Origin of the sequence: Legionella sp. PC1000 (genome assembly GCF_014109805.1) — a bacterium.
Taxonomy (GTDB): domain Bacteria; phylum Pseudomonadota; class Gammaproteobacteria; order Legionellales; family Legionellaceae; genus Legionella; species Legionella resiliens.
In genome coordinates, this window is sequence record NZ_CP059400.1 from 2,198,115 (window position 1) to 2,221,332 (window position 23,218).

Sequence of the window (23,218 nt, forward strand, 5' to 3'; positions counted from 1 at the left end):
ATGTCTACTAATGAACAAGAACTTGATGTAATTATAAAAGAAACACATCCTCCTGCTAAAAATAGAGTGATTGTGGAAAAAGCTTTATCACAGATGAATTTTTCCGATGCAGCAAAAGAATTATTATTAGACCCAAATTCATCTGAAACTGATCTCGATAGTTTGCAAAGCATTGCTTTAACTCAAGAGCATTTGTCACAGGTCAAAAAAAGTTTAGGCGCCATAGTTGATAGTCTACAAGATAACCCCAGTCTCATTTCACGTGCTGCCGCTTTCTGGGGTGAGTTGCCTCTTTGGCAAAGAATCATCGGTGGGGTTGCCATATCAGGACCGACTCTAATCATAGGTGCAGCAGCTCATATTGGGTTTCTCGTAACGATTAGTGGCGTAAGCGCCTTAGCATACACTACAAGCAGTATTGTTCTGGACGACCATCATTACCATACCAAAAACATTGCTCAAAAATTAAAAGAAGGAATTTTTGGCGTTGCAGAAATCCTTGAACTGACTATTGGCGCATTAGATTCAATTCGTAAAAAATTATCCGCTGAAATCGATAAGTTTAAAGAGGAAAATGAAAAACTTGCTAAAAATATTACACGGCTTAATGAGGAGGTTGAAACGTTAAGTGCTCAGGTAGAAGTTTATATTGAAACTGAAAAATTACTTCGAAAGAATAAGGAAGATCTTGAAAAAATTGCCTCATCGCTTAAGCTCGATCTGGAGAACCAAAGTGTACAATTTGACACCAATCAAAAAGAGCTTGAAAAAGTTCGAGAGTTGCATTCGAGAAGCTTATTGCTTTTATCCCAAAAAACCGCTGAGTTAGGGGAAGTTAGAAAATCCATGGGAACTGAAGTAGAGAAAGCAAAAAGCATTGCCAGTACACTGGAAAACACTGTAAAGGCTCTAACCAGCGCGGCTATTAGTGACTCCAGTCAACGACAAGCGTTCCATGAAAAACTAGATGCTTTTTTAATGGATAAAACAACCAGTTTTGACCAGGTAGCAGAACGTATTAGTAAAGCCGAGTCAGAGCTTTCGGAAGTAAAATCTGAGTTAAAAGCCAGTACAGAGCGGTTTAATAAGCTATTAGAGCTCCAGGAAAAACAACTTCAACGTTTGCAAGGCCTTGATCGGCGAGTTGACCTCAGTACCCATTCAGAATTATATTCAGCTAAAAGTGAAGATCCCGTAAAACATGAAGGATTACTTAGTAAATTCGGTATCATGTCTATCCCGCAGATATGGCCAATAAATAACTCAGCACCCAAACAAAGTACACCACCAACATCAAAACCTTAAGAATAAATTTTACATTTCATTTTTCCTCCGAGTTTAAAAAACCGGAGGAAAAAATTTACTAATCCAATGTAATCTTCTTAGTACAACTTGGATCATGCATTGTGAAGTACTTTAATTTCAGCTATTCTGTATTTTTAGCTATAAGCCCATATATCAGCCGTGATTAAAGCATACAATAAACTGATAAATATAATAAAAAACAATCAGGCAACAATGGTGAAGCAACTCCACCAATTGTGTGAGATAAATTCTGGCACAAACAATTTGGCTGGATTAGCACAAATTACCAATCTATTGCAAACCATATATAAGCCTATAGCGGACACAATGCAGAAAAGAAAACCCGCTCCTTTATCTGTTATTGATATGGCTGGTAATACGATAGTGCAAAACTGTGGCGATGCTCTATTCATCAGAAAACGACCCCACTTGAAACGACGAGTTTTACTTTGCGGACATATGGATACTGTTTATTCTGCGGATAATCCATTTCAAAAATTAAAGTACATTAATGATAATTGTATTAATGGCCCTGGTGTTACTGATATGAAAGGCGGGCTTATTGTGATGTTACACGCCTTATCCGTTTTTGAGGAAAGTAAATTTGCAGCAGAACTGGGTTGGGATGTTTTAATCAATGCGGATGAAGAAATTGGCTCACCGGCATCCAGCATGCTTTTCGATGAATTGGCAGCTAATTATCAAGCAGCTTTGGTTTATGAGCCTGCTATGACACCTAATGGTACTTTAGCTAAAAATCGCAAAGGCAGTGGCAAATTGACGCTTATTGCAACAGGAAAAGCAGCTCATGCAGGACGAGATTTTTCAGAAGGCCGAAATGCGATTTCCTACCTGGCTGAAGCGATATGTGCTGTACATGCCCTTAATGGGAAACATGATGGAGTTACAATTAATGTAGGAAAAATTGCGGGTGGTGAGGCGCTCAATGTAGTTCCAGACAGAGCAGTAGCACAGCTTGATATCCGAATTAGTTTGCCGGAAGATGAATTTTGGGTGCGAACTGAATTGGATAAAATCATTCGCCAACTAAAACGTACGGGTTATTCTTTGAATGTCCATGGTGTTTTTGGGAGGCCAGTAAAGCGTGTATGCTTGGGCACAGAGCGTCTATTTCATCGTATTAAACATTTGGGACAAGAGCTTGGGTTAGCAATAGATTGGAAAGATAGTGGAGGCTGTTGCGATGGAAATAATTTGGCCCAACATGGTTTACCCGTTATAGACACACTTGGAGTCAGGGGTGGTAATATTCATAGCGCAGAGGAATATATATTGCTTGATAGTTTGTCTGAACGTGCATCACTAAGTACCTTACTTTTGCTTGACCTGGCTCAGGGCGGTCTAGAGGATCTAAAAAATGATGTTATTTCGTAGCGCTCGCAATACAGATTTAGATGCTATTCATCATTTAGCTGAAGAAAGCGGCGTAGGAATAACAACGCTTTCTAAAGATAAACAAATATTGGCAAAACGACTTCATTGGGCCACTGAGTCATTTCATAAAAATGTGGAAAAAGCCAATAATGAATATTATTTATTTGTCTTAGAAAATCCCAAGAATAAAAAAATAATAGGTGTTTCAGGAATTGAATCATGTACAGGATATGAGGCCCCCTTTTATTCTTACAAAATCTCCAAACGTACCCGAATTTCTCGTTCATTAAATATACGAAGTGATTATGAGGTTTTAAGTCTTGTAAATGATAATCAGGGACGAAGTGAAATCTGTACTCTTTTTTTAGAACCTAAGTATAGAAAACACAAAAATGGTTTATTACTTTCTAAAGCCCGTTTTCTTTTTATCGCCCAGCATCCTATGCGCTTTACTTCGACAATAATTGCTGAAATGCGCGGAATCTCTGATGAAAATGGTCAGTCACCTTTTTGGGAAAATGTAGGAAGTCATTTTTTTCATATGTCTTTTGCAGAAGCAGATCGGCTGACCCTGACAACTGATAAACAGTTTATAGCAGACTTAATGCCCCGTAACCCTATCTATATTAAATTGCTGTCCCTTCAAGCCCAAGCAGCAATTGGTCAACCTCATCCTTCTACGCAAACAGCCATGGAAATTTTATTGAAAGAAGGATTTCGTTATAATAAGTACATTGATATTTTTGATGCTGGCCCTACACTTGAAGTGCCCCGACTAAAAATCAAAACCATAGAACAAAGTCACGTTGTAACAATTAAAAATATTAGCGATGAAGTAAGCAGTACGAATTACTTATTAGCAAATACTCAATTGGACTTCCGAGCTACTATTAATAGCGCTTTAGTTAATAAGGAAAAAAGCACCTGTATCATCAGCAAAAATACAGCCAATCTTTTGCAAGTCACATGCGGCGATCAATTGCGTGTTGCTCCTTTAGAGCTTGATGAGGGAGAGCTGAATGACTAAATCACCTGTAATTGATGGTAAAGGACAATATATTAATGGCCAATGGACAAAAGGAAACGGAACTACCCTGGAATCCATAAATCCGGGTTATGGTACGTTACTTTGGAAGGGTACGAGTGCCACAGAACAGGATGTTTCTGCTGCATGCCATGCAGCACGACAAGCACTGTTCTCTTGGTCTTTTCTTGATTTCGAGCAGCGTGCAAATTATACCAAAAGATTTGCCCAGCAAATTGAAAAAAATCATGAGCAATTGGCTCACTTAATTGCTTTAGAAACAGGAAAACCCTTATGGGAAGCACATACGGAAGTCAAGGCTGTTATAGGAAAAATCAATTTATCAATTCAAGCCTATCATGAAAGAACTTGGACAAAAACAACCCAAACGGCTGAAGCAAATACCTGCCTTCGCTTTAAACCTCAAGGAGTTGTAGTTGTCCTTGGTGCATTTAATTTTCCAGCTCACTTAAGCAATGGGCATATAGTTCCTGCTCTGCTGGCAGGGAACACAGTACTTTATAAACCAAGTGAACACGCGCCAGCAGTGGCGGAATTGATCATGCAGTGCTGGCATGAGAGTGACATACCCCCTGGAGTAATTAATTGTTTGCAAGGCGATGCCACATGTGGGAAAGCCTTACTGACACAAGACGTCCAAGGTGTATATTTCACAGGAAGCTATGCGACCGGTTTGCGCATCCACCAACATTTTAGCAGCAAACCTGAAGTAATTTTAGCTCTTGAAATGGGAGGCAATAATCCTTTAATCATTGATAAAGTTACTGATCTTAACGCCGCAGTTTATCATACCTTACTGTCAACTGTGATTACTGCAGGTCAACGCTGTACATGTGCGCGACGTATCATTATTCCTGACTCACAGCAAGGTGATGAATTCTTAAATCGTTTCATCCAAACATGCGCATCAATTAAAGTCGCCCCTTTTGATCAAAAACCGGAACCATTCATAGGTCCGGTTATTAGTCATACACAAGCTCTTCAACATATCCATAGTCAAAAAAAACTTATTGAATTGGGCGGCGTTTCCTTATTAGACATGAACTTACTTGCTGATCATACAGGCCTGCTCTCGCCAGGCATTATTGATATGACCCACGTTAAAAACCCTCCAGATGAGGAAATTTTTGCACCCTTAGTACAAATATATCGTTACACTCGTTTTGAACAAGCGATTGATCTCGCCAACCAAACCCGCTATGGTTTGGTTGCAGGTTTATTTAGTAATGATGAGCAACATTATCACCAATTTTATGAACAAGTTCGTGCAGGATTAATTAACTGGAATAAACCCACTACAGGTGCGGCCAGTAGCCTTCCTTTTGGTGGAGTCGGATTAAGTGGGAATCATAGGCCGAGCGCTTATTTTGCTGCGGATTATTGCGCTTATCCGGTAGCCAGTATGGAGCAACCTGTTTTAACGATGCCTGAACAAATTTTGCCAGGTATTGTATTGGAATAACTATTGGGGGGGTATGACTAAAAAAACGAGATGTCTCGCCCTGCTCAGGATATGACTTATAACGCTCAGGCGTTCTAGCGTAAAATGTATAACGGAAGATTGAAATGAACGTTTATGAATTAAACATGGATGGCCTAGTTGGCCCTACTCATAATTACGCGGGCCTTGCACCTGGTAATATTGCATCTTCTTATAATGCTTTAGCAATTTCCAATCCCCAAGCGGCTGCCCTGCAAGGATTAGAAAAAATGCACCTACTTTATAAAATGGGGCTAAAACAGGGTTTACTTCCACCCCATCAACGTCCTAATCTTAAATTACTTCATCAACTAGGTTTTTGTGGTACACCTAAAGAGCAAATTAATAAAGCATTTAAAACAGCCCCAGAACTTCTTGGGGCTTGTTATTCAGCATCCAGCATGTGGTCTGCCAATGCAGCTACTGTTTCCCCAAGCATTGATACCCAAGATCATAAAGTTCACTTTACTGCTGCAAATCTTGTAAGTAATTTGCACCGGCACCATGAAGCTGATTTTTCCAAAAAAATACTGGAATTTATATTCGCTAATCCAAATTATTTTCATCATCATCCTATTTTGCCTCGGTCCATTATTACAGGGGATGAAGGGGCTGCAAACCACAGTCGCCTTTGTCAAAAACATAGTCAATCTGGAATCCATCTTTTTGTCTATGGGAAAACAGCTTTAGGGAAAAGTCAAACTCACATTGGACCGACTAAATATCCAGCCCGACAGACACGCGAAGCATCTGAAGCAATCGTTCGTCAACATCAACTACCGGAACATCAAGTTGTATTTGCCTGTCAAAATTCTTTCGCTATTGATCAGGGAGTTTTTCATAATGATGTTATATCTGTAGGCAATGAATCAGTTTTTTTAGTTCATGAACAAGCATTTTATCAACAAAGCTCTGTGCTTAAAGAGTTAGGCGAAAAAGCCCCCTTTCCTTTGAATATTATTCAGATTTCACAAAAAGAACTTAGTATAGTCGATGCAGTTGAAACTTATCTTTTTAATTCACAAGTTATCAGTTTAACCAATCAAAATTCAATGATCCTCATTGCTCCTTATGAGTGTCAAAATAACCCTCGAGTTCATATGTGTATTGAGCGAATACTTTCTGATGAATCCAATCCCATTAACTCAGTCTACTTCCTTGATCTGAAACAAAGCATGCGCAATGGGGGTGGTCCTGCTTGCCTGAGATTGCGTGTTCCCTTAAATGACGAAGAACTACGAGCGATGCATCAAGGCGTATTAATAGATAATGAACTATTAAGCACTTTGGAAAAGTGGGTATTAAAGCACTATCGTACGGAGTTAGTTGCAACAGACTTGGCTGATCCTCAGTTGCTTGATGAAAGTTTTTCAGCTTTGGATGAGTTAACTCAAATTTTAAAGCTTGGATCAATTTATCCCTTCCAATTAGAGACGACACATTAAAATGTGGAAAACAAAATTAGGAACCTGCATCTATACTTCACCCTCAGGTTATAAAGTGTATCAAAATGCGTGTTATCGTTGGTTAACCTTGGGTAGTAAAGCACTACAGACTGTTATTAACCGTCATAAGCCTCATAAACCCGTTTTATACTATCTTCCTGCACTCACTTTAATGGCCCGTACAAATCCAGGAACTATTTGTATGTTAGGATTAGGTGGTGCAGGAATTGCATTAATGCTGAATGACTCTCCTTTAGTTGCTGTAGACAACAGCGAAGAGGTTATCGAAATAGCCAAGCGTTTTTTTATGATAGACCGCTTAAAAAATTTAACAATTATCCATGAAAATGCGATGGATTATGTACAAAAGTGTGAGTCACATTTCAGTCATCTCATTGTTGATCTCTATAATGCGAATCATTTTCCACCGGAATGTGCTAATGCTCATTTTTTTATCTTATGCGATAGGATACTCACTGAAGATGGATTTTTAGCTATCAATTTAGCCAATATAAAAGAACAGTATCCAATTTTTCAACTAGTTAAAAATCAATTTAAACATACTTTGGTTATTCCAATAAGAAACAGTGCGAACATGGTTATTATTGCCGCAAAAAGTAAAAGTAAAGAACTATTCATGGATAAAATAAATGAAACAGGAGCCTTTAAGCGAATTATTTGGGTTGATTCCTGGGGTTATGTAGGGGATTATAAAGAAGGCATTTGGCAACGATTGGCAAAATCTTTAGGAAAAAATAAGGATATTTAAAAATGGATTTTGCGATCTTTTTCAAGTCCTAAAATATTATAAGGTCGGTTAAAGTTTTCAAATCAAATATTGATTTTTGTAATACCCTCTAATATTCTTCCACAACCAAACCAATGAGTATTTTTCAAAAACCATCGACCTATTTGAACTTATTTCTTTGTGTTATTAATGGCGTAAAAAATAAGACTAGAATGGTTTTTTTGTTACCTACTACGTCTCAAACAGATCGAAGTCATGTCCCAGTCAACCCAAGTATGGTCATTTTAAATGCAAATTGATTGTTTATGATCTATACTAATTAAATATCGGATTTATTATATAGCAAGGAAGTTTACATCGCATCAAGTCGATTTCAAAGACTGGGAGGTCTCGAAGTATTTCACGAGATCATCAATGTCGATGGAGAATAACATGACTCAAGCTAAATATACTGACTATACGGTTACCGTTGATGTCTCGGAATTAGTAAAGCTAAAAGATATTCTTAAAGAGAAATTAAAAGATCTCAAAGCATCTCCAAATAGTAATGCCACAATGTTCATGCTAACTTTTGATAAACTTATTAGTAATTTGGAGACCCTTGTTTCTGTGGCAAAAGATCGTGAGCGTGTGAAGAAAAAACTGCTCTCCAGTGATCTTTCGGAGCAGGAATTGTTTGATTTAAAAAAAGGCTTTAAAGAGCAGGAACTGTTAGCTTTAAAAAAAAGTGATGTTTCGAAGATGGATTTGGTACATTCGGCAGCTCACAGTATATATAAAGATGTAAAATATATCAGTGAGACACTAAGCTATAATGATCCAGAAATAGTAAATTTTTTAAATAATAAACAATTATCAGCAATTTCTCCTAAAGAAGCGGAAGAGTGTAGTGCTGAATTTAAATGTGACGAAATTAAAGATACTACATTTGCTCGTCCTGTACAAAGAAAAGAAGAAGAACTGGACGAAATAGATTGGGGGGAAAGTGATGATGAGGAAAAGGAAAATCACCTTACTCCTAAAGGATAGAGAAAAACTGAGTGAGAAACAGAAAACATTTTTTGTCAAAATCCCGGTCGACCTTCAATAAAACTGGCAGAAACAGAGCAACTCTTTTTTAAACTACATTCTTCAACCGACTACAAAATAATTCCTGGATTCAACGATGATACTTCTGCAGCGAATTCATTAAGAGCATTCATTTCTTTGGAAGGTTTAAATAAGCCATACGCGGTGAGACCACCAGCTACGATACCTAATCCCGTACTTGTTGAAGCAACCGCTACTGCAGCAGCATAACCACTTAGAAGTCCAGCAAAAAATGCACCTGGACCTGTCCACCAGCTACATGCAACGCCAATTGCAAAACCAATTAAGGCTGTTACAGTGAGTACAATTGCTGCTGCGGCAACCGAAAGTACTGCATTAAGAACATTAGGATGTTGCTCATCCAAAATAATTTTACAATTCGTGGTAAAGTCCTCAATTGCCTTTGCCTTTTGTAAAGGAGTAACGCTGGGATTATCAGCTTTCACTAATAAGACATCTGATAACTTAGTCAACTTCTTCTCAATTGATTGCTTTTTTTCTTTTGGCAGTTCTTTTAAACTTTCCATGAGTCTAGCTTTCGCTTCGCTCCAAAGAGAATTTTGTTTGTCTTTGCAAAGTTTAGTAATTATTGCAAAAAGTTCATCAACATTATCTCCTTGTTTTGCTGAAGTAGTAATGAAGTGAACAAATAAATCTTTGGATTTAAGTAGGTTCAGTTTACTCGGATCTGCCTCAGGCAAATCTGATTTTGTTCCAACGCAAACAATAGGAGCCTTTGGGACATATTGACGAAACTCTTGAATACTTTTATTAATTTCCTGCTCATTAATTTCATCAGTCAGATCAATACAAAATACACCTACCGCAGCTCCTGCATAAAATACCTGACTTAACGCTTGGTATCGCACAGCCCCTGCTGTATCCCATAAGATTGCAGTATTGTCAGAATCAATTCTTCGAGTTAAAAACTCAGCACCTACAGTGGAACGTGATTTTTCGTCAAATTCAAAATCATTTTTTAGAGCGATTCGACGATTAAGCTGGGTTTTACCACTTCTATGTGTACCAAAAAAAACAACCTTGTATTGCATGGGAAACCTCAAAAATTATTTGTATTGTGCTTAAATCTAATGAAAATCTTCAACAAATTCTCCTATTTAGCTTTATAAATAAGCTGGAAAATTTAATGAACTATTTATTACTTTGAAGGATAAAAAAATACAAAAGGATGATTGTTGCCCGAGGCTATTTTGCCTCAGGCATTAATTTGACTTAAATTTCCATTAAATCTTTTTCTTTTTCGGCCAATAATGCATCTATTTCTTGGATATATTTATCAGTCAGCTTTTGAATGACTTCAGTTGCTCTACGCTCATCATCTTCAGAAATAGTTTTATCTTTAACCAAATCTTTTAATTGATTATTTGCATCCCTTCTAATATTACGAACGGAAACTTTTCCCTGCTCGCCTTCATTACGAACGACTTTGATTAACTCCTTTCTGCGTTCCTCAGTTAATGGAGGCATAGGAACACGAATAGCAGTGCCTGCTGTAGCAGGATTTAAACCCAAATCAGAATTCAAAATCGCCTTTTCTATGGCGGGTACTAGGGATTTCTCCCAAGGAGTCACTAAAATGGTTCGTGAGTCACTGGCAGAAACATTGGCAACTTGATTTAAAGGGGTCATAGTTCCATAATAATCCACTTGCACATGATCCAGTAATCCAACATTCGCTCTTCCAGTGCGAATTTTGGTTAGATCCGTCTGTAATGCTTCAATGGTCTTTTTCATTCGCTTTTCTGAATCTTGCTTAATCTCATTAATCATGATTAGCTCCGACTATAGTTCCTACGCGTTCTCCAGATACAATTCGTCTCAATGCATTAGGGGCTGTCATATCAAAAACCTGCAAAGGCATACCCTGATCTTGACAAAGACATATTGCAGTTGAGTCCATTACTTCCAAACCTTGAGTTAATACTTCTATGTAAGTTAAATAATCATAACGTTTGGCATTAGGATTCTTAAAGGGATCTTCCGAATATACACCGTCTACTTTAGTTGCTTTTAAAACCACATCAGCGCCTATTTCAATAGCTCTTAAACAAGCGGCCGTATCGGTAGTAAAAAACGGATTTCCCGTTCCTGCTGCAAAAATTACAACCTGCCCAGTTCGCAAATGTGTGATTGCTTTACGTCGATGATAAGGATCAACTACACCAAGCATAGGAATGGCTGACATAATACGTGCAGGCATATCAATGCGTTCCAAAGCATCTCGTACCGCTAAAGCATTCATGACTGTAGCCAACATTCCCATATGGTCACCAGTTACACGCCCCACCCCTGCTTGAGAAAGCGCTTTACCACGAAATAGATTACCACCACCTAAAACGAGCCCAACCTCAACGCCCATCTTGATTAATTCGGCAATATCCTTGGCTAATGTATCTAAGACCGAGGGATCAATACCAAATTGTGACTTGCCCATTAGGGCTTCGCCACTATATTTTAATAAAATACGTTTATATTTTAATGGGTGACTTTCATTCATCATGTACGAACCTGAGCCATCACTTCTTCAACAAAGTTATCTTCTTTTTTCTCTATTCCTTCACCAACTTCATAACGAATAAAAGACAGAACTTCAGTATTTTTTTCTTTTAAAAGCTGTCCTACTTTGATATCAGGATTTTTGACAAATGGCTGGCCTAACAAGCTCACTTCATCAATAAATTTATTAATTCGACCTTCAATCATTTTATCGATAATTTCTTGCGGTTTGCCACTTTCTTTTGCCTGGGCAGTAAAAATTTCACGCTCATTTTCAATTGCTTCTGTAGATACTTGATCCTTACTTACAACAATTGGTTTACTTGCTGCAATATGCATTGCGATGTCTTTAGCAAGCTCTTCATCACCAGTTTTAAGAGCAACCATAACACCAATTCGTGATCCATGTAAGTAACAACCAATTACTCCAGAATCACACTGCATGCGTTCTAGACGTCTTAGTTTAATATTTTCACCAATTTTCGCTACTAATTCTTGACGTGCTTGTTCTACAGTACTTCCCGAAGAAAGAGTAGTGGCAGACAACGCCTCAATTGTAGTAGCCGAACTGTTTAGTGCAGTTTCTGCAACTGTATTAGCGAAGTTAGTAAAGTTCTCATCTCGAGCAACAAAATCTGTTTCACTATTAATTTCAAGCATTATCGCACTACGTCCATCGATAGAACGTGCAATGACGATTACGCCCTCAGCAGCAACACGATCCGCTTTTTTATCTGCTTTTGCCTGACCTGCTTTACGCATTTCAATGATTGCAGCCTCTATATCACCATTGGTTGCTATTAGAAACTTTTTACATTCCATCATGCCAGCCCCGGTGCGCTCACGTAACTGCATGACTAAACTTGCACTAATTGACATTTCATTTCTCCGATAGCAAAAAGGGGGCAAATTTAGGTGTTCAGACACCTGCCCCCTGTATTTTAAATTTTAATTATTCCCCTGATTTTTCTGCATCACCAGTTTGTTCAACTACTTCTACAAATTCAGCATCAGATGAACCTACTCCAACTGTGTTACTGCCCTTAGCATCTAAAATTGCATCAGCAACACAACGAAGATAAATATCAACTGCTCTCATGGAGTCATCATTACCAGGAATAATATAATCAATGTTTCTTGGGCTGTTGTTGGTATCGACAATACCAATAACAGGAATTCTTAATCGATGAGCTTCCTCAACAGCAATGTGCTCGAAGCCAACATCAACAACAAATAGAGCATCAGGCAAACCACCCATGTGTTCGATACCGCCTAAACCTCTTTCTAATTTCTCTAGTTCACGCGTGAGCATCAGTGCTTCTTTTTTGATCATACCATTGAACAGTCCCTTTTCTTGCATTTCTTTCAATTCTTTTAAGCGAAAAATGGACTGACGTACTGTTTTATAGTTGGTTAACATACCACCTAACCAACGATGATCAACATAAGGCATACCACAACGTTTCGCATGTTCACGAATACTGTCTTGTGCTGCTCTTTTGGTACCTACGAATAGAATTTTTGCTTTGTTTGATGCCAATCTGCCAACATAATTCATTACGTCATTTAGCATCACCATCGTTTTTTCAAGATTGATAATATGGATTTTGTTACGAGATCCAAAAATATACTCACCCATTTCAGGATTCCAAAACCGTGTTCTGTGTCCGAAATGAGCACCTGCTTCGAGTAACTCACGCATACTTATATTCATTATTTGTCTCCAGGGTTATTCCTCCACGCCTCCCATACGAAACCCCTTCAGGGACCCTATCGTATGTGTCGAGACGTGTGTGTATTTAAAGCGCGACCTTTATACCATATTAGATGAAATTCATCAATCAATTTAGCATCAAATCATTTTTTTTATAATGTGCTAAGCTTTTTATAGGTGCTCCAATTAATTGGTTAGGAGCATACAAGAACTGGCTTTTTATGTGCGGTAATTTATTGAAACCAAAATAAAGAAAAAAAATGTATCAATATAATCCAAACTTACATGTAAAAATCTGGTTAAGCAATAATCCAAATGTATTTATGAATTTGGAAAATCAAATTCGCCTTATTGAAATGCGTGAAAAAAATCCTAACGACACGATTCATTTGGTCTATGACTCTAAATTACTGGTACAGACCTCAGTAAATACGCTTCATGAATTTTGCAAAGAACATCAAATTATTTCCATTGATGCACACGCAATCGATACATTACTCCAATCAGAAAATGAAAGAAAATTATATAGTTTTTATAAAGAAGAAATTCATAATTTAAAAACAGGTGGGAATCTGGCTGTTGCAAGTGATATTTTAAGATGGCTTTCACCAATATTTAAAAAAGGTACTTATACAGACTTTGATTTTCCAATTGATACATCCTCTCTTCCCAAATTCATTACCACTGAAATGCCTATATTACTTAACATTGGCAGTTTAAAAATGGGTAGAAAAGAATTCATACTTGCAAATAATGATTTTGTCGCGATTATAGACGCAATCGCAGCCAAAAAGGAAATCGAGCGGGTGCAAAGAGGGCTTATCACCAGACTAACCCATTATGACACCGATTTTATTGAGCGAACTGAAACTGAATTAAATGAAGACAGCTTTATCAATCGTCATCTACTAAAATTTATGAAAAATCGTTCTGAATCACTTTATATAGCAAAATCCAAAGAAATTATTCCTCATGATATAGCGCATTCCTCCTTAAAAATTAGAGCATATCTTATTGAGGTGATGACTGATAAAAACAAATTTTTGAATTTTAACAAAATCACTCCTCAAGAAACTCATGAGGAGGTAATAAAGAGATTGCGAAAAGACCTCCAAGCACAGCTAAACTTGGTAAAATATCTTTTTTTTAGTAAAGAATATTCTTTAATTAAACGAATTCTAGAAAAAAATGATGATAGGTTTTTAACTTATTTAATGAAAAAAGAGTGTGATCTTTATCTTAAATCAATCGTTGTATGCACTACAGGTCCAATACAAATATCGAATGCATTATTTAATGGCTATGTGGTAGATACGGATAAATTTATTAGAGAAATTCAGCCTCTCTCATTTAATCATTATGGATTGCAGCATGCCTTTCGCTCACAAAATTCTATTCCTCTGCATGAGAATGTTTTAGGAATGCTCAAATTTCTTGGTGTTAATGAAGGTGAATTAAATGACTCTTCGTGGTTGGATTCCGGGAAAAAATTGCAGGCTTCAAGGACAAAACTACTTACTACACGTCAAAAGGAACTTGCGATGAGCTTGCCTCTTTCTTTTTCCGCAATAAAAAATGATGTGGAAAAATACATCCACAAAATAACAAAAATTCCTCATCAATCTTTTTCAAGCGAGGAAAAACAAGAATTGACAGAAGATCTTAAACTTATATTAAGCTGTTTTAGTCAAACAAATGAATTTAATATTCTCCAATTTAAAAAAATTTTACTTAGTATCCATCATCACGATGAATATACGCAAAAATTGATCGAAGATCTCGAAAATCTCTGCCATGAGGCAATAATTTTTAGCCTGGCAAAAGATAAAAAAATAAAATTAAACCGCCCTTCTCACATAGGACAATCTTAAAATATTTTACGAATTTTCAAATGGTTAAGATAAAATTAGTCAGGGACTGTATTTATTAATTCTATAGTCTATACTCCATTAGAGATCCGTACTGATGTCAAAAAATAAAATAAGAACGCTGCTCAAAATGCTTATGGGAATAGAAAATGAATAAAAAATTTATCTTGCTATCAACAATTGTATTGGCACTAATCTTCGGTCAACCAAGTTTTGCTTGTATTGGTGATTCAAAACAGTGTAATTCCCACCATCAATTTGATAGGTTAGCAAAAGAACTCAATCTTAATGCGGATCAAAAAGCCAAACTTAAAGCATATCGAGAAAAAGCCAGAGCTTCTCTCAAAGAAGACTATGCTCAGCTTAGATTACTACGTAGTCAAATAAATTCTTTAGTAAAAAATGAGAAAATTGATGAAGCAAAACTTGATGCTTTAATAGAAAAAGTAAATAAAATAAGAGGTTCTATGCTAAAAACGAGAATAATGATACAACATCAAATGTTTACACTTTTAAATAATCAACAAAAAGCCAAATTTCTTGAATTAAAGGAAAAATGGTTTTTGCAACAGCAATAGGTAGACCATCAATATTTGTCCTTAAAACAGGCAGAAATTGTTAGCTTATAATATCGAACCACTCTATTTTGCATCTTTATGATGTATTGGTTATTCGTTATTGGTCATAATCAGTATATCTTTTCGCAGAATTAGGATTCGCTGATTCTTCAAACACATCCTCAGTATAGGACAAAAGTACTTTATTTTGGGTAGACTCATTTGATTTTGGCAACAACTGCCTTCCTATATTAAAACCATTGTCCGTTAATAATTTGACTAAACTATCAAAACTATTTTCAGGAATTGCTTGACTAAAAGAAGCTTCAGCTCGTTTTGCAAACTCTTGAGCCTTAAGAAAGTCCTTGGGGCCAAACTCCCATTTTCCTCCTACGAAGCCAATCCTTTGATGAACATAGTTGTTTTTTTCATTATTATAAGAGGTAATAGTCAATAGTCCGGGAACAGAGCTTTCACGTAAGAGCCACACATACTTGTCAGGTTTATCGGCTGCCCCTTTTTTTTCCAGTTTCGAACAAGCCACTGAAGCACTCACTTCAGATGAGAAAATAACTGAGCGATTTTCTGATTTGGATTGCATGGTTACCTCCTATATTATATTGAAGCACTCGATAATCTTATGGGATCGGTCACAATAAATGCATTTCTAAGTATAGGGTCACTTTTATAGATATGCAAAATGACCAATTGGTGATCTTATTGGGTGAAAATATACATAATTAGCCTATTTGTTATTGATATTCATCTCCCAGGCAAAACAATAGTTTTTGGCACTCGACGCAAAATAATAATTAATTCCTATCAGGAATTCTTATCAAGCGATTGGCAATAATGATTTAAAAATTAAGTAATGAATGGAGTTTATCGCGCAAAAGAAACCAGCTAATCAAAAGACTTCAAAACGATTTCTCGCGTTGAATGAAGTATAGTCTGGAGCAAATCCACCAGACTATAGTTAGTTTTCATTAACAATTGTATGCATTACTACTTACGTGTGGCAACTGCTTTAAAATTTATAGTTACCTCATCTTTTATTTCACTCGTACTCGACCAATCACCTTGGCCAATACCAAAATCCAACCGTTTTACTGTAGTATGTCCTTCAACAAGCAGACGATTTTTAGGCGATTCAACAGCCGTGAAGGTAAGTGTTACAGGCACTGATTTATTTTTTATGGTTAGTGTCCCTGCAGCTTCATAATTTTTATCATCCTTTTTAGTGAATTTAGTTGACTTAAACTCAGCTTTTGGGAACTCCTTAGCATTAAACCAGTCAGGACCAAGGAGTATTGAACTTATTTCTGCATAGGAGGTAGTAAGTGAATTCATGTTCACTACTACAACAACCGTACTGTCTTGATAATTCTGGGGATCTGCGGCTATGGTGGCGGTAAATTCTTTAAAAGTACCCGTTACAGGCGCATTATTTTGTGTGGCTGTAAAGCTTATACTGCTTTCATTGGGAACAAGCGTCCACTCAGGTAAAGAAGCCGCATTTGCATAGATACTATTCAAGAAAAATAGAAAGAAAAAATACTTTATTATTTTCATGGGAAAATTCTCCGTAATATATCGTCCTTATTAATAAAATGATGTTTTAGAGCAGCAGCTACATGCAAACAGATTGCTGCAATAAGAGCATAACCTAACCATTTATGGATCCATTCAAATAAAACCCTATTACTTTCATTTGGAGCGATAAGATCAGGTAAAGTAAATAAGCCAAAAAATGATGCAGGCAATCCTGCAGCTGATGTAATGAGCCAACCCGTAATGGGCATGGCAAACATAAATATATAAAATGCCCAGTGCATACTGCGTGCAGCAATTTTTTCCAGCCAAGGTAAAGCCAGTTCAGGATTTTCATTAGCTAATCGCCAAATGATTCTTAAAATAGCTAAAAACAGAACTAAAAAACCATACTCTTTATGCCAGCCATAGTATTTTAGCCTTTGGGCATTCCAGGGTATAGAAACCATATACAAACCAAGTGCCAATAATCCTATAATTAATAAAGCGATTACCCAATGGAATATTATGGTAATGATACCAAAATGAGTTGAGCTGTTTTTGATTTGCATAAGATATCCTATTCTTTACCCTGCACCTGTCCTTTATCTTGTTCTTGCTTTTTATTCTGATCCTGATACGCCTCAGCTCCAATAGAAAGATTTACTTTATCACTCACTGAAGGCAAGAACGCATTGATTCCAAAATCAGAACGATTTATAGAGGATGTAGCAGTAAAACCAACGGACATTTTATTACTAATCGGGTTCATTCCCGCTTTATTTAAGGTAACTTGCAACGTGACTGGCTTACTTACTCCGCGTAATGTTAAGGTACCCTCCACTGTTGCTTTATTATCCCCTTGCGGCGTTACTTTAGTGCTCACAAAGGTTGCTGTAGGATAATGCTCGGCATCAAAAAATAAATTACTTTTCAGATGTTTATCCAGCTCAGGAATACCCGTAACCATATCCTTAACATCAATTGTTACATTGACCTTGCTTTGACTTGGATTGTCTTTATCAAGAATCAACTGTCCTGTTGCATACCACTTTCCATATTGAGTTGTAAAACCCAAATGGTCAGCACTCCACAATACATAAGTATGACTTTTATCCAAAGTATATGTTTCAGGTGCAGCATACATTGGAGCAGAAAAAGTAATTGCTGCAAGCAATAATAAGAGCCATCTTCCTAGAATTTGCTTCATAATAAATTTCCTTATGTTTAATATTAGTTTACATCAATTTTAATATTAATATTTTACTCAGGTTTGAGACTTCCGCCGACAATCCGATCACAGAGTCCTTTAGGTAACAAAATAAAAGCATCTTTTTGTTTGTCTTTAGTAGCAGAAGACGCGCATGAAGCAGTAGCAGTAGCGCAGTCATTCATACCTTTTTTAGAAATTCCATAACACTTTTCAGTTGCAGCAGAAGTATCATTGTCTGCTGCTGAACTTCCAGTTGCAACAAGAACAAAAAAAGCAGTCATTACTGATTGTATCAACTTATCGCGTGTGAACATTGTTTTCCCTTACATTAAATGAATTCTTCTTTAAAATACAATAGAGTTACTAAAACAACAAGTGAAAGATTAAAAAGCAATATTAATGCTTACTCATAGGAAAAAATCACTCGATGAAAGGTCACTTGCAAAGGGTACTTTTGCCAAAAGTGGAGAAGTAAGTTGCTGGCTTAATGTAGTAATATTAGCTGATAATTCTTGCATATTGGGATCAATACAATTGGCAATCCATCCTGCGCACTGAATATTATTTGCGCGCAAAACCGTTTCCGTCAGCAAAGCATGATTAATACACCCCAATTTCATTCCAACCACCAGGATGACAGGTATCTTGGTAATCTGCAGAAAATCAATCCAGGTTTCATGGTCATTCAATGGAACCATTAATCCACCCGCACCTTCAATAAACAATTTTTCTATTCCATCTAATTGTAAATTAAGACAATACTCTGCAATTTCGGCAATGGATAAACAAACTCCTTCTCTATGTGCAGCAATATGAGGTGATACAGGCAGCTTAAATCGCCAAGGATTTATTACATCCAAGCTGAGGTTATTTTTTTGCAAATTTTGTGCATCGCTGCTTACCAGCTTTTTTTCTATTTCCATACATCCGCTTGCTACAGGTTTAATTGCAACTGCTGATGAAAAGTAATTTATTAGGCACGTAGTTATATACGTTTTACCGCAATCAGTATCGGTACCCGTAACAAAAAAACGCTTCATCTGATGAATCCCCGTAGTTCTTCAATAAATAAATCCACATGAGATAAAAATGGCATGTGTGCAGCTCGTTTAAATAATACATAGTTAAACTCTGGATATGATAGTTGCATGGAATTCATCGTTTTAATCGGAACAATGGGATCAAGCCGACCAAACATAAAACATGAAGGTTTATCAAACTGTTTTAATTCCTCGCGTAAATCCCATGTTTCTAAAATTTTAAGGCCTAACTCCAAGCCTTCTTGCGATGGGAGTTTATCAGGTAGATGGTGCAGTTTATCATTACTGGCCAATCCATTAAGCTCCAAAAATTCTTTTAAAGTTGTATGTGGTTCTTCCGATAGATTTTTATAAAACCTTTTAAAAACATCCTGAGAAACACCTGACCACAGATCAGAGTTTAAAAATCGCGGTGATGAAGTTATGTTAACAAGATAATCTACCCTGCCCACCTCCTCTATTGCCAAACGCATGGCATATAACCCACCCATAGACCACCCGACCAGTGCAAATTGATTCGGTAATTGGGCTAATAAAAGCTCTTTAAATGAATCCCAATTCATGAGTGGACTGTGGCCAAACCCTGGCAAATCTACCAATATCAGCTGATAATCCATAGAAAGTTTGGGTATCAGTGGTAACCAAATCTGACTATCAAATCCCCATCCATGAAAGAAAACAAGAGGGAAACCTTTGCCATAACTACGGATGTTTATATTCATAAATTACACTTAACATATCAAATAACCCACGAATTTGTTCGGGAGTATGATTATAATTTAAAATAATACGCAATCCCGATGCTTTGAGGCTCACTGTAGGCTTTCTTATTGCACAGCAACTAAAACCGTGTTTTTTTAACTCGCGAGCGTAATATAAAGCCAAATGCGGACATCCTAATTGAAGTTGCTGAATTGGACTAATCGAATCACTCCAATTTAGTGGGGATTGTTCAATATAAGATCTAAATAAAGCAATCAATTGCGTTAATTTCAATCGCCGCTCTTCTGCATTTACAACAAATTCCAAAGTTTTCAATAAGCCATAACTTAAAGCCGGGCTTACGGCAGTTGAATAAATAACAGAACGACCTGCTTGTAATAATGCATCGATCCAGTCTGCTTTCCCTGCCACAAGGGCCCCTTGAGCCGCATAAGCTTTTCCTAATGGAATAATTCGTAATGGCACTTCATTTTGAGTCAATCCATGATAGGCTGTTGCTCCCTTCCCCTGACTGCCTAAAACACCAAAAGAGTGAGCCTCGTCTACTATCAGTACGCTTTGATTCATATTGCAAAGAGAAAATAGCTCTGCCAAGGGAGCCAATTGGCCACTCATACTAAAGATACCTTCGGTGATTAATGCCGCGCTTTCAAAATGTGAGGTTAACTTACGTCTTAAGTCATCCAAATTATTATGCAAATAACGTGTATAGTTTATCTGTGATAAAGCCAAACCATCATAAATTGAAGCATGTATTTCTTTATCAATAAAACAATGAGCTTCCAATTTGCCAAGTAACGCTGTCACTGCAAGATTTGCAGCATAGCCTGAAGAAAATAAAATACAGTCATCTACATCTAATAAATAAGCAAATGCTTCTTCCACAGCACGATGATTGGCATGATAACCACTGAGCAACATAGATGCACCGCTACCACTAGGGTACAAGGCATATCCACGTTGATATCCTTCAGAAATACGTTTATCTCGAGTTAAAGATAAATAATCGTTGCTGTCAAAATGAATTAAAGATGAATTTTCAGCTGCCACCAATCTATGTCTTAGCAGGCCCTCATGTGCCAGCTGATTCGTATAATCTCTAATTTTATTACTTAGAGGCATTTAGGCCATCTCAGTTAAACCAAGTTTGTCAAAAAGAACCTTATCCTTAGTCCGCTGTGGATTTTCTTCAGTTAAAAGTTTATCACCTAACCACGCAGAGTTTGCTCCTGCATAGAAACATAAAGCTTGTAGTTCATCACTCATTCCAACTCTACCAGCTGATAGTCGAATCATGCTTTTGGGCATTAATATTCGTGCAGTCGCAATAGTCCTAACTAATTCAATTCCTTCAACCTCCGCTGCCTTTGCAAGAGGAGTTCCTTCAACTGGGATTAGACGATTAATAGGGACACTTTCTGGAGGGGATTCCATATTTGCCAAAGTTAACAAGAATTCAATCCGGTCCTCACGTGTCTCACCCAAACCTAGAATGCCACCGCAACATACGTTAATTCCGGCATCTCGAACATGATTTAATGTATCTAAACGATCACTGAACTTGCGTGTGGTAACTACTTTTTCATAGTATGAAGGCGAGGTGTCAATGTTATGATTATAATAATCCAAACCAGCTTCTTTTAAAGAAACTGCTTGTTCTTGATTCAGCATCCCTAAAGTCATACAGGTTTCTAATCCTAATGCCTTAACTCCTTGGATCATTTCTTTCAACTCACCCATGACCTTATCTGGCGGGCAACGCCACGCAGCCCCCATACAAAATCGTTGTGCCCCCCCTTCTTTGGCTTCTTTGGCACTCTTCAAGACATCTTCTACAGACATCAATTTTTCTTTTTCAACATGAGTCTTATAATGACCACTTTGCGAACAATATCCGCAATCTTCAGGACATGCGCCTGTTTTAATGCTAAGTAAAGAAGCAAATTGCAAAGAATTGGGTTGATGATTTGCTCTATGCACCGTAGAGGCTTGGTGCAATAAATCATTAAAAGGTTGTTCATAAATTGCTGTAATTTCAGAAACAGACCAATGTTTCTTAACTTGAGTCACAACAGTACCTCCTAATTTAAGATATTAAAAAGTAGCCTAATTGTTCTAAAGAAAATTAGATACATTTTTATAATCCACATTTTATTTAATTAATGGACATGATAAAGTGCCCTTCCATCTTGTCAACCAAAATTTTTAAAATGGTCAACACACACCAATTAATCAGCCGGGATTTAAAACATTTTTGGCATCCATGTACCCAAATGAAGGACTTTGAAACATGTCCTCCCTTGATTATTGAAAAAGCGCAAGGAAGTTATCTTTATACCAATAAAGGTCCATTAATTGATGCTATTTCCAGCTGGTGGTGTAAATCATTGGGTCATGGCCATCCTGCAGTTATTGCAGCGATAAAAGACCAATTGGATTGCTTTGAACATGTCATTACAGCAAATACTACGCACCCAGCTCTTGTTGAGTTGGCAGAAGAGTTAGCGAAAATTACTAAAAAACAACACGTTTTTTTTGCCAGTGATGGTTCCAGTGCTGTGGAAATTGCGATGAAATTGGCAATCCATGCCAATCAGATTAGGGGTTTTACAGATAAAAAACAGTTTATTGCTCTAAAAAATGGATATCATGGGGAAACATTGGGCACAATGAGTGTGAGTGATTTGGGACTTTATAAAGCTCCCTATACCCCATTTGGTCTGACTTGCCACTACATACAAAATATTCCTTACATTTCCGGCAAAGAAGATTCTTTATGGCACAATTGTGATTCATATTGGTCCACTGTTGAAAAAGAATTAGAAGCAATTAAGGATAAAGTCTGTGCCATTGTTGTTGAACCCCTGCTTCAAGGAGCAGGAGGAATGTTATGTTACAGTCCTGATTTTCTTAAAAGGTTATCATCCTGGGCTCAGAGCAACAATATTTATCTTATTGCCGATGAAATAATGACCGGAATGGGGCGAACAGGTACATGGTTGGCTTCAAATCATGCAGAAGTTGAACCTGATCTTATTTGTTTATCCAAAGGATTAACCTCTGGCTCTATTCCTTTAAGTTGTGTGATGATCGACAACTCTATTTTTGAGCTTTTTTATGCAGATTATGCACCGGGTAACTCCTTTTTACATTCACATACATATAGCGGAAACCCACTGGCAGTCAGCGCTGCATTAGCAACCATCCGCACTATGCATCAAGAAAAAATAATTGAACAAGCAAAAAATTTAGGTGAATACATGCTTTCTGCTTTAACTGAGGTTGCTCAACTTTCAGGTAAATTAAGCAATATTCGAGGCATTGGAGCGGTTGTAGCCGCTGATCTCGAGGATACAGGACAATACCGAATAGGCAATAAGGTATATCAACATGCATTAGACCATGGAGCCTTAATTAGGCCTATAGGGAATACGCTGTATTGGCTTCCCCCACTAAATACGGATTATGAGGTAATTGGGAAATTAGCGGAAATAACACTACACTCTATAAAGGGAGCTTATGTAATACCTTAAATCATGCGAAAAATAT

At 37.1% G+C, this 23,218-nt stretch carries 24 protein-coding genes; 10 read left to right on the top strand and 14 right to left on the bottom strand.

Features of this window, described 5'->3' with window-relative positions; translation table 11 throughout:
* The 7 genes from FOLKNPGA_RS09630 (at position 1) to FOLKNPGA_RS09660 (ending at position 8,447) form a co-directional block, all read left to right on the top strand.
* The gene (locus FOLKNPGA_RS09630) at positions 1-1,305 is read left to right on the top strand and encodes a LegC2/C7 family Dot/Icm T4SS effector (protein ID WP_182349712.1); all 1,305 of its coding nucleotides are present in this window, start codon (positions 1-3) and stop codon (positions 1,303-1,305) included.
* A 213-nt stretch (positions 1,306-1,518) separates the two neighbouring features.
* Positions 1,519-2,700, top strand: coding sequence for a hydrolase (locus FOLKNPGA_RS09635; protein WP_370529160.1), 1,182 nt, complete (start codon positions 1,519-1,521; stop codon positions 2,698-2,700).
* Positions 2,684-3,727, top strand: coding sequence for an arginine N-succinyltransferase (locus FOLKNPGA_RS09640; protein WP_182349714.1), 1,044 nt, complete (start codon positions 2,684-2,686; stop codon positions 3,725-3,727). The genes FOLKNPGA_RS09635 and FOLKNPGA_RS09640 overlap by 17 nt, the downstream gene beginning before the upstream one ends.
* Positions 3,720-5,207, top strand: coding sequence for a succinylglutamate-semialdehyde dehydrogenase (gene astD / locus FOLKNPGA_RS09645; RefSeq protein WP_182349715.1), 1,488 nt, complete (start codon positions 3,720-3,722; stop codon positions 5,205-5,207). The genes FOLKNPGA_RS09640 and astD overlap by 8 nt, the downstream gene beginning before the upstream one ends.
* A gap of 104 nt (positions 5,208-5,311) precedes the next feature.
* Positions 5,312-6,670, top strand: a complete 1,359-nt coding sequence (gene astB, locus FOLKNPGA_RS09650; RefSeq protein ID WP_182349716.1) for an N-succinylarginine dihydrolase — start codon at positions 5,312-5,314, stop codon at positions 6,668-6,670.
* Position 6,671: 1 nt separating this feature from the next.
* Positions 6,672-7,439 (top strand): spermidine synthase, encoded by a 768-nt coding sequence (locus FOLKNPGA_RS09655; protein WP_182349717.1) that lies wholly within the window; start codon positions 6,672-6,674, stop codon positions 7,437-7,439.
* Positions 7,440-7,850: 411 nt separating this feature from the next.
* Entirely contained in the window at positions 7,851-8,447 is a 597-nt protein-coding gene (locus tag FOLKNPGA_RS09660; protein WP_182349718.1) for a hypothetical protein, read from the top strand.
* Positions 8,448-8,557: 110 nt separating this feature from the next.
* On the opposite strand, the gene FOLKNPGA_RS09665 is transcribed toward FOLKNPGA_RS09660, so the two are convergent.
* From FOLKNPGA_RS09665 to rpsB, 5 genes are all read right to left on the bottom strand, one after another.
* On the bottom strand, positions 8,558-9,559 hold the full coding sequence (locus FOLKNPGA_RS09665) for a Rab family GTPase (protein ID WP_182349719.1): 1,002 nt from the start codon (positions 9,557-9,559) through the stop codon (positions 8,558-8,560).
* Positions 9,560-9,740: 181 nt separating this feature from the next.
* Entirely contained in the window at positions 9,741-10,298 is a 558-nt protein-coding gene (gene frr, locus FOLKNPGA_RS09670) for a ribosome recycling factor (RefSeq protein WP_182349720.1), read from the bottom strand.
* The gene (gene pyrH / locus FOLKNPGA_RS09675) at positions 10,291-11,028 is read right to left on the bottom strand and encodes a UMP kinase (protein ID WP_058518308.1); all 738 of its coding nucleotides are present in this window, start codon (positions 11,026-11,028) and stop codon (positions 10,291-10,293) included. Before pyrH ends, frr begins: the two co-directional genes overlap by 8 nt.
* The gene (tsf, locus tag FOLKNPGA_RS09680; RefSeq protein WP_182349721.1) at positions 11,025-11,903 is read right to left on the bottom strand and encodes a translation elongation factor Ts; all 879 of its coding nucleotides are present in this window, start codon (positions 11,901-11,903) and stop codon (positions 11,025-11,027) included. The genes pyrH and tsf overlap by 4 nt, the downstream gene beginning before the upstream one ends.
* Before the next feature lie 73 nt (positions 11,904-11,976).
* Positions 11,977-12,741: a 30S ribosomal protein S2 gene (gene rpsB, locus FOLKNPGA_RS09685; RefSeq protein ID WP_182352822.1), complete on the bottom strand. Its 765-nt coding sequence runs from the start codon at positions 12,739-12,741 to the stop codon at positions 11,977-11,979.
* Between the two features lie 257 nt (positions 12,742-12,998).
* On the opposite strand from rpsB, the gene FOLKNPGA_RS09690 reads away from it, so the two are divergent.
* Both FOLKNPGA_RS09690 and FOLKNPGA_RS09695 read left to right on the top strand, forming a co-directional pair.
* Positions 12,999-14,609 (top strand): glycosyltransferase family 88 protein, encoded by a 1,611-nt coding sequence (locus FOLKNPGA_RS09690; protein WP_182349722.1) that lies wholly within the window; start codon positions 12,999-13,001, stop codon positions 14,607-14,609.
* A gap of 146 nt (positions 14,610-14,755) precedes the next feature.
* Complete coding sequence (locus tag FOLKNPGA_RS09695) at positions 14,756-15,184, top strand: Spy/CpxP family protein refolding chaperone (protein WP_182349723.1); 429 nt, start codon at positions 14,756-14,758, stop codon at positions 15,182-15,184.
* Between the two features lie 97 nt (positions 15,185-15,281).
* Here the strand turns inward: FOLKNPGA_RS09695 and FOLKNPGA_RS09700 are convergent, their stop codons facing one another.
* The 9 genes from FOLKNPGA_RS09700 to bioB form a co-directional block, all read right to left on the bottom strand.
* The gene (locus FOLKNPGA_RS09700; RefSeq protein ID WP_182349724.1) at positions 15,282-15,764 is read right to left on the bottom strand and encodes a hypothetical protein; all 483 of its coding nucleotides are present in this window, start codon (positions 15,762-15,764) and stop codon (positions 15,282-15,284) included.
* Positions 15,765-16,168: 404 nt separating this feature from the next.
* Positions 16,169-16,735, bottom strand: coding sequence for a YceI family protein (locus tag FOLKNPGA_RS09705; RefSeq protein WP_182349725.1), 567 nt, complete (start codon positions 16,733-16,735; stop codon positions 16,169-16,171).
* Positions 16,732-17,265: a cytochrome b gene (locus tag FOLKNPGA_RS09710; RefSeq protein ID WP_182349726.1), complete on the bottom strand. Its 534-nt coding sequence runs from the start codon at positions 17,263-17,265 to the stop codon at positions 16,732-16,734. The genes FOLKNPGA_RS09705 and FOLKNPGA_RS09710 overlap by 4 nt, the downstream gene beginning before the upstream one ends.
* An 8-nt stretch (positions 17,266-17,273) precedes the next feature.
* Positions 17,274-17,903: a YceI family protein gene (locus tag FOLKNPGA_RS09715; RefSeq protein WP_182349727.1), complete on the bottom strand. Its 630-nt coding sequence runs from the start codon at positions 17,901-17,903 to the stop codon at positions 17,274-17,276.
* 53 nt (positions 17,904-17,956) lie between these two features.
* Positions 17,957-18,220 carry a DUF2282 domain-containing protein gene (locus FOLKNPGA_RS09720; RefSeq protein ID WP_182349728.1) on the bottom strand — a complete coding sequence of 88 codons (264 nt, stop codon included), beginning with the start codon at positions 18,218-18,220 and terminating at the stop codon, positions 17,957-17,959.
* A 93-nt stretch (positions 18,221-18,313) separates the two neighbouring features.
* Complete coding sequence (gene bioD / locus FOLKNPGA_RS09725) at positions 18,314-18,946, bottom strand: dethiobiotin synthase (protein WP_182349729.1); 633 nt, start codon at positions 18,944-18,946, stop codon at positions 18,314-18,316.
* A complete protein-coding gene (locus tag FOLKNPGA_RS09730; protein WP_182349730.1) occupies positions 18,943-19,668 on the bottom strand; it encodes an alpha/beta fold hydrolase in 726 nt (241 codons plus the stop codon). The genes bioD and FOLKNPGA_RS09730 overlap by 4 nt, the downstream gene beginning before the upstream one ends.
* On the bottom strand, positions 19,649-20,791 hold the full coding sequence (locus tag FOLKNPGA_RS09735) for an aminotransferase class I/II-fold pyridoxal phosphate-dependent enzyme (RefSeq protein WP_182349731.1): 1,143 nt from the start codon (positions 20,789-20,791) through the stop codon (positions 19,649-19,651). Before FOLKNPGA_RS09735 ends, FOLKNPGA_RS09730 begins: the two co-directional genes overlap by 20 nt.
* Positions 20,792-21,739, bottom strand: a complete 948-nt coding sequence (gene bioB, locus FOLKNPGA_RS09740) for a biotin synthase BioB (protein ID WP_182349732.1) — start codon at positions 21,737-21,739, stop codon at positions 20,792-20,794.
* Positions 21,740-21,879: 140 nt separating this feature from the next.
* Here bioB and bioA point away from each other — a divergent pair, with 140 nt between their 5' ends.
* Positions 21,880-23,202, top strand: a complete 1,323-nt coding sequence (bioA, locus tag FOLKNPGA_RS09745; RefSeq protein ID WP_182352823.1) for an adenosylmethionine--8-amino-7-oxononanoate transaminase — start codon at positions 21,880-21,882, stop codon at positions 23,200-23,202.
* The last annotated feature ends 16 nt before the right edge of the window (positions 23,203-23,218 follow it).